The 14,216-nt window shown below is 63.2% G+C and carries 17 protein-coding genes; 1 reads left to right on the plus strand and 16 read right to left on the minus strand.

What is annotated here, in order from left to right; all coding sequences use genetic code 11:
• Nucleotides 1–258: 258 nt before the first annotated feature.
• The 16 genes from EOA19_RS23205 to EOA19_RS23280 all read right to left on the minus strand — a co-directional run bounded on the left by EOA19_RS23205 (nt 259) and on the right by EOA19_RS23280 (nt 13,175).
• Complete coding sequence (locus EOA19_RS23205; protein WP_127290416.1) at nt 259–1,323, minus strand: flagellin; 1,065 nt, start codon at nt 1,321–1,323, stop codon at nt 259–261.
• Nucleotides 1,324–1,591: 268 nt separating this feature from the next.
• Nucleotides 1,592–2,578, minus strand: coding sequence for a flagellin (locus EOA19_RS23210; RefSeq protein ID WP_128304916.1), 987 nt, complete (start codon nt 2,576–2,578; stop codon nt 1,592–1,594).
• 198 nt (nt 2,579–2,776) lie between these two features.
• On the minus strand, nt 2,777–3,508 hold the full coding sequence (gene fliP, locus EOA19_RS23215) for a flagellar type III secretion system pore protein FliP (RefSeq protein ID WP_128304917.1): 732 nt from the start codon (nt 3,506–3,508) through the stop codon (nt 2,777–2,779).
• On the minus strand, nt 3,505–3,999 hold the full coding sequence (locus EOA19_RS23220) for a flagellar basal body-associated FliL family protein (protein ID WP_128304918.1): 495 nt from the start codon (nt 3,997–3,999) through the stop codon (nt 3,505–3,507). The genes fliP and EOA19_RS23220 overlap by 4 nt, the downstream gene beginning before the upstream one ends.
• 19 nt (nt 4,000–4,018) lie before the next feature.
• Nucleotides 4,019–4,726 (minus strand): flagellar basal body L-ring protein FlgH, encoded by a 708-nt coding sequence (flgH, locus tag EOA19_RS23225; RefSeq protein ID WP_128304919.1) that lies wholly within the window; start codon nt 4,724–4,726, stop codon nt 4,019–4,021.
• Nucleotides 4,723–5,313, minus strand: coding sequence for a MotE family protein (locus tag EOA19_RS23230; protein ID WP_032908856.1), 591 nt, complete (start codon nt 5,311–5,313; stop codon nt 4,723–4,725). The genes flgH and EOA19_RS23230 overlap by 4 nt, the downstream gene beginning before the upstream one ends.
• Nucleotides 5,314–5,316: 3 nt before the next feature.
• A complete protein-coding gene (locus EOA19_RS23235; RefSeq protein WP_128304920.1) occupies nt 5,317–6,558 on the minus strand; it encodes a flagellar basal body P-ring protein FlgI in 1,242 nt (413 codons plus the stop codon).
• Nucleotides 6,555–7,082 carry a flagellar basal body P-ring formation chaperone FlgA gene (flgA, locus tag EOA19_RS23240; protein WP_128304921.1) on the minus strand — a complete coding sequence of 176 codons (528 nt, stop codon included), beginning with the start codon at nt 7,080–7,082 and terminating at the stop codon, nt 6,555–6,557. The genes EOA19_RS23235 and flgA overlap by 4 nt, the downstream gene beginning before the upstream one ends.
• Before the next feature lie 3 nt (nt 7,083–7,085).
• Nucleotides 7,086–7,874, minus strand: coding sequence for a flagellar basal-body rod protein FlgG (gene flgG, locus EOA19_RS23245; RefSeq protein WP_013529795.1), 789 nt, complete (start codon nt 7,872–7,874; stop codon nt 7,086–7,088).
• 10 nt (nt 7,875–7,884) lie between these two features.
• Nucleotides 7,885–8,211: a flagellar hook-basal body complex protein FliE gene (locus EOA19_RS23250; protein WP_127290400.1), complete on the minus strand. Its 327-nt coding sequence runs from the start codon at nt 8,209–8,211 to the stop codon at nt 7,885–7,887.
• Nucleotides 8,211–8,627, minus strand: coding sequence for a flagellar basal body rod protein FlgC (gene flgC, locus EOA19_RS23255; RefSeq protein WP_013529797.1), 417 nt, complete (start codon nt 8,625–8,627; stop codon nt 8,211–8,213). The genes EOA19_RS23250 and flgC overlap by 1 nt, the downstream gene beginning before the upstream one ends.
• Before the next feature lie 2 nt (nt 8,628–8,629).
• Nucleotides 8,630–9,010, minus strand: a complete 381-nt coding sequence (gene flgB / locus EOA19_RS23260) for a flagellar basal body rod protein FlgB (protein WP_127257833.1) — start codon at nt 9,008–9,010, stop codon at nt 8,630–8,632.
• Nucleotides 9,011–9,090: 80 nt separating this feature from the next.
• A complete protein-coding gene (locus EOA19_RS23265; RefSeq protein WP_128304922.1) occupies nt 9,091–9,930 on the minus strand; it encodes a hypothetical protein in 840 nt (279 codons plus the stop codon).
• Nucleotides 9,917–11,320, minus strand: coding sequence for a flagellar protein export ATPase FliI (gene fliI / locus EOA19_RS23270; protein WP_128304923.1), 1,404 nt, complete (start codon nt 11,318–11,320; stop codon nt 9,917–9,919). Before fliI ends, EOA19_RS23265 begins: the two co-directional genes overlap by 14 nt.
• A gap of 3 nt (nt 11,321–11,323) precedes the next feature.
• On the minus strand, nt 11,324–12,046 hold the full coding sequence (flgF, locus tag EOA19_RS23275; protein ID WP_023809998.1) for a flagellar basal-body rod protein FlgF: 723 nt from the start codon (nt 12,044–12,046) through the stop codon (nt 11,324–11,326).
• Between the two features lie 7 nt (nt 12,047–12,053).
• Nucleotides 12,054–13,175, minus strand: coding sequence for a DUF1217 domain-containing protein (locus EOA19_RS23280; protein WP_128304924.1), 1,122 nt, complete (start codon nt 13,173–13,175; stop codon nt 12,054–12,056).
• A 146-nt stretch (nt 13,176–13,321) separates the two neighbouring features.
• Between EOA19_RS23280 and motA the strand changes: the two genes are divergently transcribed.
• The gene (gene motA / locus EOA19_RS23285; protein ID WP_023809996.1) at nt 13,322–14,197 is read left to right on the plus strand and encodes a flagellar motor stator protein MotA; all 876 of its coding nucleotides are present in this window, start codon (nt 13,322–13,324) and stop codon (nt 14,195–14,197) included.
• Nucleotides 14,198–14,216: the final 19 nt, after the last annotated feature.

The raw sequence follows: 14,216 nt of genomic DNA on the forward strand, positions 1-14,216 counted from the left end.
GTTGAGATAGACCGAGGCGATGCCGATGACGCCCATCACCAGAACGGCGATGCCCGCCAGCATGGCGAGGCGCTTCACGCCAAACCCGCGGAGATTCGAGATGATGCTCTGGATCTGTTCCGGCACGGTTCAACGACTCCCAGCATGATTGTCCGCTGGAACTCTAGTCTTCGAAGCTTGTGCGAAAATGAAATCGGGCCGCGCTTGCGGCGCGGCCCGATTATCTGATGGGAAGGTGGGCGCCGGTGGCGCCCGTGATCAGCTCTTGAACAGAGACAGGATCGACTGCGAGGCGGCGTTGGCGATCGACAACGCCTGGATGCCGAGCTGCTGCTGCACCTGCAGGGCCTGGAGACGGGTCGATTCCTTGTTCATGTCGGCATCGACGAGCTGGCCGACGCCGCGGTCGATGGAGTCCATCAAGCTCTGGGTGAAGGTCTTCTGCAGGTCGATGCTGCTCTTGGCCGAGCCGAGGATGGTGGCGGAGTCGGTCAGCTGGGCCATGACCTTGTCCATCCTGGTTACCATCTGCGTGATGATGTCGTCGGTTACCCCTGGGGCCGTGATGTCGAGGTTGTAGGCGGAAATATTGTCGACCTTGGCGACCGCTCCCGCCGCCGTCTGGCCGGCTGTGTTCGCGGCGATATCCGTTCCTCCGCCCGCGATCACGCCCGCATAGGCGTTGTCGTACAGGGTCTGGGCGGCGCCCGTGGAATAGATGGAGGTTTTGCGATCGAGGGTTCCGGAATTCTTCACCTCGGCGGCGAGGCCGTAGTCGAAAAGCTTGGTGCCCTCAACATCGATGTTGATCGTTCCGATCGACACTGCGCCGGATGAGGAGCGATTGAATGAGGACACGATCTGCGAGTCGGGCTGGACGCCATCATTGGGGGCGGCAGTCTGCTTGGAGGTCACCGCCAGGAAATTCGAGCCGGAGAAGGTCGCCGCATCGGCGAACGACTTCATCTGCGTCTGAAGCGCCTTGATCTCGGTCTGGGTTTTTGCCTTGGCGGCATCCGTCTGGCCGACCATGGACAGCACCTTGGTCTTGATCTGCCCGATCGTTGTCAGCACATTGTTCATGCCGGTGTAAGCGGCGTCGACCTTCGAGGCGCCGAGGCCGAGTGCATCCTGCACGGTCGACAGGGCCGCGTTGTCGGAGCGCATCGTGGTGGCGATCGACCAGTAGGCGGCGTTGTCCGAGGCCTGCGAGACCCGGTAACCGGTCGATATGCGGGCCTGCGTCTGTTCGAGCGACTTGTTGGTGGCGCTGAGGCTTTGAAGTGCGGTTAACGCCGAAGCGTTGGTCATGATGCTCGCCAAGAAAGTCGCTCCTTCTCAAAAGCCGACATGCTCAGACATGCCGGATGGGCCTGTTCAACGGGTGGCATCGTGCCGGTCGGACCGATTCGCCAACTGTCGTAAGCTATTGGTTAACCATAACTAGCGCGGCATGGTTAACAGCCTGTTAAAAGCTGGCTTTTGAGAGTTAAGCATCGAGGGTTGCGTGGGGCTGGAGCAAAACGCAAATCGGGCCGCGCTTTTGGCGCGGCCCGATTTTTTTGTGCGAACTGTGGTTGAGCGAAGGCGATTAGCCGCGGAAGAGCGACAGGATCGACTGCGACGAACCGTTGGCGATCGACAGCGCCTGGATGCCGAGCTGCTGCTGGACCTGCAGGGCCTGGAGGCGGGTCGATTCCTTGTTCATGTCGGCATCGACGAGCTGGCCGACACCGCGATCGATGGAGTCCATCAGGTTCGAGGTGAAGGTCTTCTGCAGGTCGATACTGCTCTTGGCGGCGCCGAGCGTGGTGGCGGCGTTGGTCATGGCCTTGAGCGCGGCGTCGACGACGTTCATCTGCTGCGCGATCTGGCTATCGCTGGCAGCCGTGCCACCCGAAAAGATAGTGAGCGAGGCAACCGAATAGGTGTCGGTTGCCGCTGCTGCAGCACCCAGGGTGGGGTTCGAGGCCGTGGCAACAGCAGCGCCCGTGGTGCCGAGGCGAGCCGTGTCGAGAATACCCTTGGCGGTTGGTGCCGCGCCGGCATCGTACAGCTTGATGCTTTCCACATTGACATCGATCGTCGAGATCGAAGCCGCGCCGGTCGCGTCGCGGTTGAAGGCCGAAACAATCTTCACGTCGGCCGCGGTGCCTGTCGCAGTGGACACCGAAAGCATGTTGGTGCCGGAGAAGGTGGCGCCATCGGCGTAGGCCTTCAACTGGTTCTGAAGGGCGGCGATTTCGACCTGGGTCTTTTCCTTGGAGGCGTCCGTCTGGCCGTAGGACGCGACCAGCTTGGTCTTGATCTGGTTGATGGTATCGATCGCGCTACTCATGCCGGTATAGGCTGTGTCGACCTTGGAGGCGCCGAGGCCGAGAGCGTCCGAAACGGTGGACATTGCCTGGTTGTCGGAACGCATTGTGGTGGCGATCGACCAGTAGGCGGCGTTGTCCGAAGCCTGCGAGACCTTGTAGCCGGTCGAAATGCGGGCCTGGGTGTCGGTGAGGGATTTGTTGGTGGCATTGAGGCTCTGCAGAGCCGTCAATGCGGCGCTGTTCGTCATGATGCTGGACATGGTACTCGTACCTTGATTTTACAGGTATTTTTTACATACCGGCTCTACCGGTATGACGGTGCGGCATCATGCCCATGATCTCTCAAAATCGATCACCCGCCATCTGCGAGCGAATATGCGGGCAAGTCCCTACCAAAGGGCTAAACCGAACGGTTAATCGAAAATATATTGCTGGAATTTCGAGCCGGCGCGGCAGGATCAGTTGAAGGAGCGCACCAGGCTGCCGACAAGCAGGTTCCAGCCGTCGATCAGGACGAAGAACAGGATCTTGAACGGCAGCGACACCACTGTCGGCGGCAGCATCATCATGCCCATCGCCATGGTGATCGTGGCGACGATCAGGTCGATGACCAGGAATGGCAGCACGATCAGGAAGCCGATCTCGAATCCGCGCCGGATCTCCGAGATCATGAAGGCTGGCACCAGGATGCGCAGGTCGACGGTGTCACGCGAAACGGTCTGGCCGCGCTCGCGGGCGAGGTCGGCGAAGAGGTCGAAATCCTTGTCACGCACATTGTGCAGCATGAAGGTGCGGAACGGGTCCGAAATCTTGTCGAAGGCTTCGGTCTGTGTGATCTGGTTGTCCATCAGCGGCTTGACGCCGGTGTTCCAAGCCTGATCGAAGGTCGGCGCCATGACATAGAAGGTCATGAACAGCGACAGCGAAATCAGGATGAGGTTTGCCGGTGTCGACTGCAGGCCGATGCCGGCGCGCAGGATCGAGAAGGCGATGACGAAACGGGTGAAGCTGGTCACCATGATCAGCAGGCCTGGCGCCACCGACAGAACGGTCAGCAGGCCGAACATCTGGATGATGTAGCCGACGGTGGTGCCGTCAGCCTTGCCGATGCCGCCGAGATCGAGTTGCTGGGCCGCCGCGATGGAGGTGGCGGCGGCGATCATGGCCGTGGCGAGAAGGAGTTTTCTCATTCGAGCAGCAATGTCCTGATGAGTACCTGTTTGGCGTGACCCTGGCTGCGGATCGCGGCGCGGTCTTCGAGGTCGGCCTTCAGGTGCTGGTAGCCGCTGGCGCCCTCGATCTGATGCATCTTCAACGTGCGCACCAGGGCCAGAAGGTCCTGGTGGATGTCATCCGACATTGCCTGTGGCTGCGGCGCGTCATAGACGATGGACACCTCCATCCTGATCCAGGTGCCGGCAGGCGAGGCGATGTTGGTGGTGATCGGCGCCAGCACGACCAGTGTAGGCCCCACGACTGGCTGCTCGGCAGAAGCCGGCTGCTCCGTCTTGCCTTCATTCTCGGGCGCCGCCGGTACCGACGACGGTGCGTCGACACCCTTCAGATAGCCGCCGGACATCCAGCCCATGCCGATGGCGGCCGCCGTCACAACCAGCAGCATGCCGGCCTGAATGGCAAGGGAGGGACCCTTGCGCGGCTGGACCTGTTCGACATTTGCCACTGTGCTCTGTTCCCCAACCCTAGAACGGAAGAACCTGGTCGAGAATCTGCTGGCCGTAGGCAGGCTGCTGAACCTCGGTGATGCGACCGCGTCCGCCGTAGGAGATGCGGGCCTCGGCGATGCGTTCGTAGGGGATGGTGTTTTCGGCGCCGATATCGGCCGGCCGCACGATGCCGGCGAGCGTCAGCACCCTGAGCTCGGCGTTGACGCGCACTTCCTGCGATCCGGTGATCATCAGATTGCCGTTGGGCAGCACATCGGTGACGATCGCCGCGACATTGAGCTCAAGCGTCTCCGAGCGCTTGATCTCGCCGTCGGCGGTCGTGTCCGTGGTGGAGCTGAGAGCCCCAGCGCCCTTGCCGGCGGTGCTCCACTTGTCCCACTGCGCGCTGAGGTCGTAACCGAGCTTGCGATTGGCGGTGCGGCTCCTGTCGTTCTGGTTCTTGAAGTTGGCTCGATCGTTGATCTTGATCTTGACCGTCAGGATGTCGCCCTGGGACAGCGCCCGCGGGTCGGTGAACAGCCGGCTCTGGCGGTCGTCCCACAACGAGAATTGCTTGACCGGCGCGGGCGGCGTTTGCGGATAGCGATAGAGGGAGCCAGTGCTGCCGCCATCGATGCCGGAGCCGACCGGGGACAGGGCCGGCTCCCTGCCGACCTCCTTGAGGTTGGTTCCGCAACCCGACAGCACGGTGACCGCGCACAGGACAAGCATTTTCCGGATCATGACGGATCTACCCTTCGGGCTGCGCTGGCCATAATGCCGGTGAGCGTCGCCGCCGCCTTCTGGTCCATTTCGTTGAGGATGACGCTCGCCTTGCGTGAATCGAGCTTCATCAATATGGCCGCAGCCAGATCGGCGTTGACGATGGCCAGCCGCTCGGCGGCGGCGTCGGGTTTCATGCCGGCGTAGATCTGGACGACGCCGTCCTCGGCCCGGGCCAGGAAAACCTCGCGCCGCTTCAGCCAGGTCTCGTACTCGGCTTTTTTTGCATCCAGAGCTTTCATGCGCTCGTCGATGCCGGCCTGGAGCTGCTTCAGTTCCTCCGCCTGCAAGACATAGCGGCGGTCGCGGGCGGCGTCGGCGATGTTGGAGCAGAAGCGCTCGATCTCGCTTTGGTCCGGCGCCTTTTCCCGTGTCAATTGCCGCGGCGGCGCTGCCACCGGTGCTCCCGGCAGAACCTGGCGGACCGTCTCCTCGCCGCGTGCGGTGTCGCCGGCAAAGGGCAGCGCCGCGAGAATAGCGGTCGCAAGCAGGATCGCGGCTTTGCGGTGTCTGCCGTCATGGCGTGGGAAGGAGCGCGTCATCGGCATCGCCTATTGCAGAACCAGGTCGGCCTGCAGGGCCCCGGCCGACTTTATGCCCTGCAAAATGGCGATGATGCCGTCCGGCTTGACCCCGAGGCGGTTGAGGCCGGAAACGAGGGTCTGGAGATCGGGTCCGTCAAGCACGGCAACGCGGGCGTCGGGCCGGCTGGCGTCGATGGCGGTGAACGGTTCGACGGCGGTTTCGCCCTTGGAGAAGGGCTCGGGCTGGACGACGCGCGGCGCTTCGGTGATGCGTACGGTGAGCGTGCCGTGGCTGATGGCGACCCGTGAGATCTTGACGTCATTGCCGATGACGATGGTGCCGGTGCGCTCGTCGATCACGACACGGGCCGGCGTGTCGGATTCGACCACAAGGTTCTCGATCTCGGCATAAAAGCGCGCCGCCGAGACACCCTTCGGCCTTCTGATCTGAACGGTGCGCGAATCGCGCTCGGCCGCGACCCGCATGCCGAAGCGTTGGCCGGTGTAATCGTTGATGGCGTCCGCGATGCGGATAGCGGTCGAGAAATCGGGATTGCGCAGTTGCAGCGTCAGGATCGCCTGATCGTCGAACTCGGCCTGGACAGCACGCTCGACGATGGCGCCGTTCGGCACGCGGCCGGAGGTCGGCACGCCTTGCGTCAGCTGCTCGGCCTGTCCCTGGGCGGTAAAGCCGGACACGATGACCGAGCCCTGGCCGACGGCATAGATCTCGCCGTCCGCCGCCTTCAGCGGCGTCATGATCAGCGTGCCGCCGGAAAGCGAGGTCGCGTCGCCCATCGAGGAGACGTCGATGTCGATGCGGGCGCCCGACTGCACGTAGGGCGGCATGTTGGCGGTGACGATGACGGCGGCGACATTCTTGGCGCGTGCACTGCCGCCTTCGGTGGCGATGCCGAGGTTTTCGAGCATCGCGCGGATAGACTGTTCGGTAAATGGCGAGTTGCGCAGGCTGTCGCCCGATCCGGCAAGGCCGATGACCAGGCCGTAGCCGACGAGCTGATTGTCGCGCGAACTCTGCAGCTGGGCGATGTCCTTGATGCGCGAGGCAACCTGGCCCGGCGGCAGCGAACTCGGCCCGGTCGAAACCCGGAACATGCGGCTGGTGGTGGCCGGATCATATTCGGGATCGTTGTAGACGCCGCCATTCTTGGCGGCGAGCTCGCGCTTGGCCTTCGGCGTCAGGCCGTCGGCCAGCGCCGGCTGCAGGCCAAGCACGGCTGCCAGCATCAGGGTAAGCCCGCGTATCATGACGCGCTGACCTGGATGGTTCCGTCCGCCATCACCGTGCCGGACAGGATTTTGCCGCTGTCGATGTTGCGAACCTTGACGAGGTCGCCCGCGGCTCCCGGCTGCAGCGTCACGGCGGTGGCCGAGATCGTCAGCCCGCCGGCGATGAAGAAGATCTGCACGGAAGCACCCTGTTCGACCAGCCAGGCCTCGCGGATCGCGGTGGAGGGAATGTAGCGGCCGGGCAGCAGCGTGCGCTTGGCAACCTTGCCATCCAGTTCCTCGACCCGTGTGGCGACCGCCTCCGGCTTGTGCTTGCCGACGATAAGGGTGACCTGTTTCAGGGCAGCCAGGTTGATGGTCTCGCCGGGATAGATAACCCGGCTCGGAATAAGCACCACCTCGCCGACAGCTTGATTGCTGGCGATCTGGGTGGCCGATTGGTTGGCCGACTCCTGGGCAAAAGCCGGCAGGCCGCCGGTCACCAGCGCAAGGACGAGCGCGGTGCGGCGGAATGCGGACAGGAGGCCGGGCGTCGACATCATGCTTTACCTGATGTTCTTGGAGACCACGGAGGCCATGTCGTCGGCGGCCTGGATGACCTTGGAGTTCATCTCATAGGCGCGCTGCGCCGAGATCAGCTCGGTGATTTCCTTGACCGGGTCGACGTTGGAGGCTTCGAGATAGCCCTGCTGGATGGTGGCAAAGCCGGGATCGCCAGGCACGCCGACATTGGCTGGCCCCGAAGCCGTGGTTTCCTGGAACAGATTGTCGCCGAGCGGCGCCAGGCCGGCCTCGTTGGCGAAATTGGCGATCTGAAGCTGACCGAGGTTCTGCAGGTCGGTCTGGCCGTCGATGCGGGCGAAGACCTGGCCGGTCTTGTTGACGATGACCTCGACGGCATCCACGGGGACATTGATTGCCGGAATGACGGCAGCGCCGTCGACCGTCACCAACTGGCCGGTGGCGTTGGTGTTGAGAGCTCCGGCGCGGCTGTAGAGCGTGCCGCCGTCGGCACCCTCGATCTGAAACCAGCCCCTGCCGGTCAGCGCCAGGTCGAAACTGTTGCCGGTGCTGGTCAGTTCGCCCTGGGTGTGCACGTTGCGCACGGCCGTCGTCTTGACGCCGAGGCCGATCGAGACGCCCTCCGGCACCAGCGAGGCGTTGGAGCGGTTGGGCACGCCTTGCGTGCGGTCGACCTGATAGAGCAGGTCGGAGAATTCGGCACGGGCGCGCTTGTAGCCGGTGGTGTTGATGTTGGCGATGTTGTTGGCGATGACTTCCAGATTTGTCTGCTGGGCATTCATGCCGGTGGCGGCGATGGCGAGTGCTTTCATGGCGGAATCCTCAGATGCCCATTCGGCTGACTTCGAGATAGGCGGAAACCACCTTGTCGCGGATGGCGACGGCGGTCTGAAGCGCCTGCTGCGCGCTCATCACGGCGTCGACCACCTGGCGGGTGTCGGCGTCGCCCTTGAGCGCCTGCAACGATACCTGCTCGGCATTCTGCAGCGTGTCGACGGTCTTGGAGGCTGCCTGGCTCAGCGCCTCGGCGAAGGAGGTGCCGACATTGCCGCCGGCCGAGGGTGCCGCGCCGCCCTGGAGCAGGCTTGTGGCCGCGTCGTCGCCGCCGATCGACGGCTTGAACTGAAGCGCTCCGATACCGCTGATCATTACTGGTTCCTCATCAGGTCGATGGTCATGGAAATCAGGTCGCGGGCCTGCTTGACCACCTGAAGGTTGGCCTCGTAGGAGCGATTGGCCTCGGTCATGTCGGCCATTTCGATCAGCACGTTGACGTTGGGCATCTTGACATAGCCCTTCTCGTCGGCGGCCTCGTTGCCGGGCTGGAACTCGACTGGAAAGTCACTGGGATCTCGATCGATCGAGTTCACTGCAACAGTTGAACTGCCGGAGGCCCGGTCAAGCTCGGAGACGAAGCTGATGGTCTTGCGGCGATAAGGATCGGAGCCGGGCGCGGTGCCGGTCGACTGGGCGTTGGCGAGGTTTTCGGAAACCACGCGCAGGCGCTCCGACTGGGCGCCGAGGCCGGATGCTGCGACTTTGAGGGCTGCGGTCAGTGCGTCCATGGTCAGCTCTTCACCGCCATCATCATCATCGTATGAAAAGCCTTGACGATCGCCGTGTTGAGTTCGAAGGAGCGGCGCACCTCGCCGGCTTTCAGCAACTGGTCTTCCAGAACGACCGAGTTCTTGGACGGCATGACGACGCCGTCATCCTCCTGCGGCTTGATGGTGAAGCCGGCATTGGTCGCTGCATTGCCGAGATGGCCGGCCTGGGTGGCCTGCAGCGATACGGCGGCGCGGTCGAGCACCTTTTCGAATGGCTCGACGTCGTTTGCCGTATAACCCGGCGTGTTGGCATTGGCGATGTTGCCGGCGACTGCCGACTGGCGCACGGCCAGCCATTGCGCTTGCTTGGCGGCGAGGTCGAAAAGGGAAACGGGCTCCATGGGAATCTCCGAGCAGGTACCCAGAGACTAGGCCGCCAGTCTTGCGCGGGCCTTGCGGATGGCCGGAAGCCGGAGATCGTTTATCTGGAGAGTTCGATTACCCGGTCGGCACTGGTGACCATGACCCATTTGCCGTTGCGCTGCTCGATGGAGGACACTTGGCTGGAGTCAGGCAGTATCGAGCCGCGCTGGACGATCCAGAGGCCAGCGTCGTCCTGGATCATGGCACGGCCGTTGGCGACATGAACCATGCGGAATTTCGCCGCGTCGGCCGGAAACGGTTGCTCGTCGGGTGCGGCTGCGGGATTGGCATCATCCCGCACCGTCCCCGTGGCAAGAAGATCGAGATTGGCCGCGGGAATATCCTTTGCCGTCAGCGGCGCGCTGCGTTCGGCGACCACGCCGCCGCCCGCTCGCCCGGAATTGGAGCCGGTGCCGCCGAACTTCATCGCCTGGACGCCAAACTGATCCTGGTTGAAGAAGATGTACCAGGGAAACAGGGCGCAGATCAGGCCGAGCGTGATGCCGAGCGCGGCTATGACGAAATCGCTGCGTCGGTCGGACTTCTTCTTCAGTCGGGGAAACGGTGCCTTTGGCGGCTGCGGCCATTCGGTGCGCGGGAACAGCCCGTCGATCAGCGAGTCGCGGCTGGCCTGCGTCATCTCGGCAGCCACCGCCCGGGGAGCCCGGGGCAGAGCGGGTTCGACGGGCCTGGCCAGATCAGGATCGGCTTTGCCAGCCCGTGGCAGGATTGGCTTGACGGCTCTGGCCAGAACGGCCTCGGCTTTCGCTGCGATGGTACGGGCAGCCTTTGCCTTGGCGGTTCTCGTTTCGTCAGCCTCGGCTTGCTCCACGGCATTGGCCTCGGCGATCATGTCGCGCAGGATGCGCTCGGTATATTCGCGTTCAGTCTCCGGCATCGGCGTTCAGCTTGCTCTTGAGGTGGCGGGCGAGATCGGAGAAAGGGTCGGCCGACGGGCGATCCTTCGGCGCTTGCGTCAGCGCCTCATAGATCAGCGGCACCTGGCGCACGGCGATGTCGAGTTCGGCATCGACGCCCCCCTGATAGGCCCCAAGCAACCGGATATCGCGCGTGTCCTCGAAGCGCGAGATCATCGACTTCAGCCTTGTCACCAGCGCGCGCTGTTCGACGCTCCAGGCCTTTCCGGCCAACCGCGATATGGACGACAGCGGGTTGACGGGGGGATAGCGACCCTGTTCGGCGATCGTGCGATCGAGCACGACATGGCCGTCGAGGATGCCGCGCACGCAATCGGCGACCGGGTCGTTGTGATCGTCGCCGTCGACCAGCACGGAAATGATGGCGGTGATCGACCCTTTGCCTTCCGTACCCGGCCCGGCGCGTTCGAGCAGCTTGGGCAGTTCGGTGAACACCGAGGCCGGATAACCGCGCGCGACCGGCGGCTCGCCGGTTCCCGTCGCCACCTCACGCAGGGCGTGAGCGAAGCGGGTGATCGAATCCAGCACCAGCAAAACGCGATGCCCCTGGTCGCGAAAGTGCTCGGCGATGCGCATGGCGGTGTCTGGCGCACGCCGGCGCATCATGGCGCTTTCGTCGCTGGTGGCGACGACGGCGACGGTCTTGGCCATGCTGTCGCCGATCGTGTCCTCGAGGAATTCACGGACTTCGCGGCCGCGTTCGCCGACGAGCGCCACCACGACGGTATCGAATGCGTCGGCGCCGGCGAGCATGGCGAGCAGCGTCGACTTGCCGACGCCGGAGCCGGCAAAGATGCCGAGGCGCTGGCCGAAGCAGAGCGGCGTGAAGATATCGATGACCTTGACGCCGGTCATGAAGGCAGTGCCGACGCGTTGCCGCGCCATGGCCCCCGGCGTCGTCTGGGCGCCGCGCGTCGTGTCGTCTCCCCGGGCGAGTGGCGGGCCGCCATCGATGACCCTGGTGAGTGCGTCGATGGTGCGGCCGCGCCACGAGGCATGCGGCGCCACCACGAGCGGACCGCGGCGGAACACGGCATCACCGATGCCGGAATCGGCGCTGCGTTCGAAGGGCGCCACGACGGCCTCGTCGCGGCCGATCTTGACGATCTCGCCGCGGCGCGCACCGGCATGGCCGCGCTGCTCGACGATGTCGCCCAGCCTGGCGAAACCGGAAAGGCCGTGCACCTTGTAGTGCGTGGGCGTGACTTCGATGACGCGGCCGCCGCGCTTGAGCAGCGCCTCGGCGTCGGCGAAACGCCGCCAGACCCGTTCCAGCGCGGCAAGCCGGTCTTCCGGCGCCGGCTGGAGTTGTCTTTCGAGTGCGCGCAGGGATGGCTGGTCGAGCGACATGGATTATTTCGAGCCGAGCGTCTTGATCGCCTCGTCGGTGGACGAGTCGGTCTGCCGCATCAGGGCGGCGGTGTTCTCGAAGGCGCGCTGGACCATGATCAGCCTGGTGATCTCCAGCACCGGATTGACATTGGACTCTTCGAGAAAGCCCTGGGCAACGCCGATATCCGAGCGATCGGTGACAGGCTCCGGGGTGCGTGCCGGAACGATGCCGGAATTGCCGTAGCGGACGAAGTTCGCGCCTGGATCGAAATTGTAGAGACCGATCGAGCCGACAAGCTGATCGTTCTGGCGCAACGAACCATCGGCCCCGGCCTTGGGCGGGCCGTTGCGGGGGTCAAGCTGGATCGGCGAGCCCCCGGCATCGAGCACCGGGTGGCCCTCGAGCGACATCAACTCGCCGTTCTCGTTCATCGAAAAGCGTCCGTCGCGGGTCATGACGGTGCCGACCGGCGTCTCTATGGCGAACCAGGCATCGCCCTGGACGGCGAAATCGAAGGGATTGCCGGTCTCGCTCAAGGCACCGTGGGCGCCGGAAAGGTAGGTCTTGCCCGGAGAGGCGAAGGATACCGATTTCTGCCCGGTGCCGGAGACGACGTCCTCGAACTTCACCCCGGTGGCGCGAAAGCCGATCGTCGAGGCGTTGGCGACGTTGTCGGCGATGGTGTCGAGGCGCCGCTCGAGCGCGATCTGCGACGAAAGGGCGACGTACAGGCTGTCCCGCATGATGGTCTCAGAACCTCAGTTTCTGCATGGCCATCATCAGGTCGGTGGAGATGCCGACGGTGAGTGGCTGGGCAAACAGCACGCTGACCGAGGCGACGGCCGATGAAGTCGGGTGGTTGATCTCGTACATGCTGGTGAAGCGCGTCAGGAACTTGCCGATTTTTTCGGGGTCGGAGAAATCCGAGATGTCGAGTTTTTGCTCGAACAGCTGCGCCTGCTTGTCGACGTCGGCGGTGGCGAAGGAATCGGGCAGGCCGAGCACGGTGCGCACGACACTGGCAAGCGCGGTGTCGGCCAGCACGTCATACCAGCTGGTGATGGTCGGGGCCTTGCGATCGAAATAAAGCGCCAGCCGCACGCCCTGGTTGGTCTGACCGGCATCCTCTTCGAGGGTCTGGCGCATGTATTTGTCGACGGTCGGCTGTTGCGCCGGATTGATGGTGGTGGTGTTTTCGCCATAGGCTTCGAAGTTGAAGGCGGAGGCAAGCGCGGCATAGGTCTTGTCCGTCATCTTGTTGGCGACACTGTCGGGGTCGCGGACGCCGCCCTGCAGAACCCGCTTGATGAGATCCTTGTCCTCCGTCGCCGAATCGAGACCGAATGACGCCAGCGCGTATGTGTAGAGCCGGTTGTTCGACATCAGATCGTCGATCGACTTCACCTTGGTGATGTTGGCAAGATAGTATGTCGTCTCGCCCTTCACATAGGCCGAATTGGGATCGAGGCCGGCGATCTGCGCCTGGGTGGCATAGTTCTTGGTCACCAACTGCTGTGTCTTGTTGTAGATGGTCGCATCGGCGCCGTTGGCGGCGAAGTTGAAGGCGCTGACGAATTCGGCGTAGCGCTTGTCGGTCAGCTTGTTGGCGAAGCTGTCGGGATCGGAGACGCCTTCCTTGAGTGCCTTGACCATGAAGGCCTTGGCGTAGTCCATGTCCTCCAGCCCGTAGGCCTTCATGGCATACTTGAACAAACGGTCGTTTTTGACGAAATCGTCGATCGATTTCACCTTGGTGATATTCGCGAGATAATATTTGGTGTCGCGATCAACCACGGGCTGCTGCTCGATCCTGTCGATCGATTTTGAAATGTCCTTGGTGATGAGCTGGTAGCTGGTAAAGGTATTGAGCAAAGACGTGCCTCCGGCCGAAGCTATGCCGGCACAATACCCCTACTTCCTTGCGCGAAACTGAATCGCTTCCAAGCCCTCGATTCAAGCCTCACACAAGGCACGGGGACTATCCCTAGCTCCTGATGTGAAATGCGGAAGGACCTGTCGTGGGCATTCTGATTGGACTGGTGGTAACGCTCGGCTGCGTCCTTGGCGGCTTCATGGCCATGGGCGGCCATCTTCATGTGCTGATTCAGCCATGGGAAGCCGTGATCATCTGTGGTGCGGCTTTTGGCACCTTCCTCGTCGCCAATCCGATGAAGACGGTCAAGGACACCGGCAAGGGCATCCTCGAAGCCTTCAAGCAGGCGGTGCCGAAGGAACAGGACTATCTCGAGACGCTCGGCGTGCTGCACTCGCTGATGCGCGAGCTGCGCTCGAAATCCCGCAGCGAAGTCGAGGCGCATATCGACAATCCGGAAGAGTCGGCGATTTTCCAGGCGTTCCCAACCGTGCTGCATAACCACGACCTGACGCATTTCATCTGCGACTACTGCCGTATCATCATCATCGGCAATGCCCGCTCGCACGAGATCGAGGCGCTGATGGACGAAGAAATCCAGACCATTAAGTCCGACAAGATGAAGGCCTATCACGCGCTGGTGGCGGTGGGCGACGGCTTGCCGGCGCTCGGCATCGTCGCCGCCGTGCTCGGCGTGGTCAAGGCGATGGGCGCGCTCGACCAGTCGCCTGAAATCCTCGGCGGTTTGATTGGTGCCGCACTTGTCGGAACGTTCCTCGGCATCTTCCTGTCCTATTCGGTGGTCGGGCCGGTCGCCACCAAGATCAAGACAGTGCGCGAGAAGAAGAACCGCCTCTATATCATCGTCAAGCAGACGCTGCTGGCCTACATGAACGGTGCGCTGCCGCAGGTGGCGATCGAGTTCGGCCGCAAGACCATCTCGTCCTATGAACGGCCGACGATCGACGCCGTCGAGCAGAGCACGATGAATACCGGCACCGTCGAAAAGAAGGCCGCCTGAACGATGCGCGGCAGATCGG

Source organism: Mesorhizobium sp. M7A.F.Ca.US.010.02.1.1 (assembly GCF_004023085.1).
Taxonomy (GTDB): Bacteria; Pseudomonadota; Alphaproteobacteria; order Rhizobiales; family Rhizobiaceae; genus Mesorhizobium.

Excerpts from the sequence above, each read along its gene's own strand:
- EOA19_RS23210 (WP_128304916.1), bottom strand. The coding sequence starts at position 2,578 with ATGTCCAGCATCATGACGAACAGCGCCGCATTGACGGCTCTGCAGAGC.
- fliP (WP_128304917.1), bottom strand. The coding sequence starts at position 3,508 with ATGAGAAAACTCCTTCTCGCCACGGCCATGATCGCCGCCGCCACCTCC.
- flgH (WP_128304919.1), bottom strand. The coding sequence starts at position 4,726 with ATGATCCGGAAAATGCTTGTCCTGTGCGCGGTCACCGTGCTGTCGGGT.
- EOA19_RS23230 (WP_032908856.1), bottom strand. The coding sequence starts at position 5,313 with ATGCCGATGACGCGCTCCTTCCCACGCCATGACGGCAGACACCGCAAA.
- EOA19_RS23235 (WP_128304920.1), bottom strand. The coding sequence starts at position 6,558 with ATGATACGCGGGCTTACCCTGATGCTGGCAGCCGTGCTTGGCCTGCAG.
- flgA (WP_128304921.1), bottom strand. The coding sequence starts at position 7,082 with ATGATGTCGACGCCCGGCCTCCTGTCCGCATTCCGCCGCACCGCGCTC.
- flgG (WP_013529795.1), bottom strand. The coding sequence starts at position 7,874 with ATGAAAGCACTCGCCATCGCCGCCACCGGCATGAATGCCCAGCAGACA.
- EOA19_RS23250 (WP_127290400.1), bottom strand. The coding sequence starts at position 8,211 with ATGATCAGCGGTATCGGAGCGCTTCAGTTCAAGCCGTCGATCGGCGGC.
- flgC (WP_013529797.1), bottom strand. The coding sequence starts at position 8,627 with ATGGACGCACTGACCGCAGCCCTCAAAGTCGCAGCATCCGGCCTCGGC.
- flgB (WP_127257833.1), bottom strand. The coding sequence starts at position 9,010 with ATGGAGCCCGTTTCCCTTTTCGACCTCGCCGCCAAGCAAGCGCAATGG.
- EOA19_RS23265 (WP_128304922.1), bottom strand. The coding sequence starts at position 9,930 with ATGCCGGAGACTGAACGCGAATATACCGAGCGCATCCTGCGCGACATG.
- fliI (WP_128304923.1), bottom strand. The coding sequence starts at position 11,320 with ATGTCGCTCGACCAGCCATCCCTGCGCGCACTCGAAAGACAACTCCAG.
- flgF (WP_023809998.1), bottom strand. The coding sequence starts at position 12,046 with ATGCGGGACAGCCTGTACGTCGCCCTTTCGTCGCAGATCGCGCTCGAG.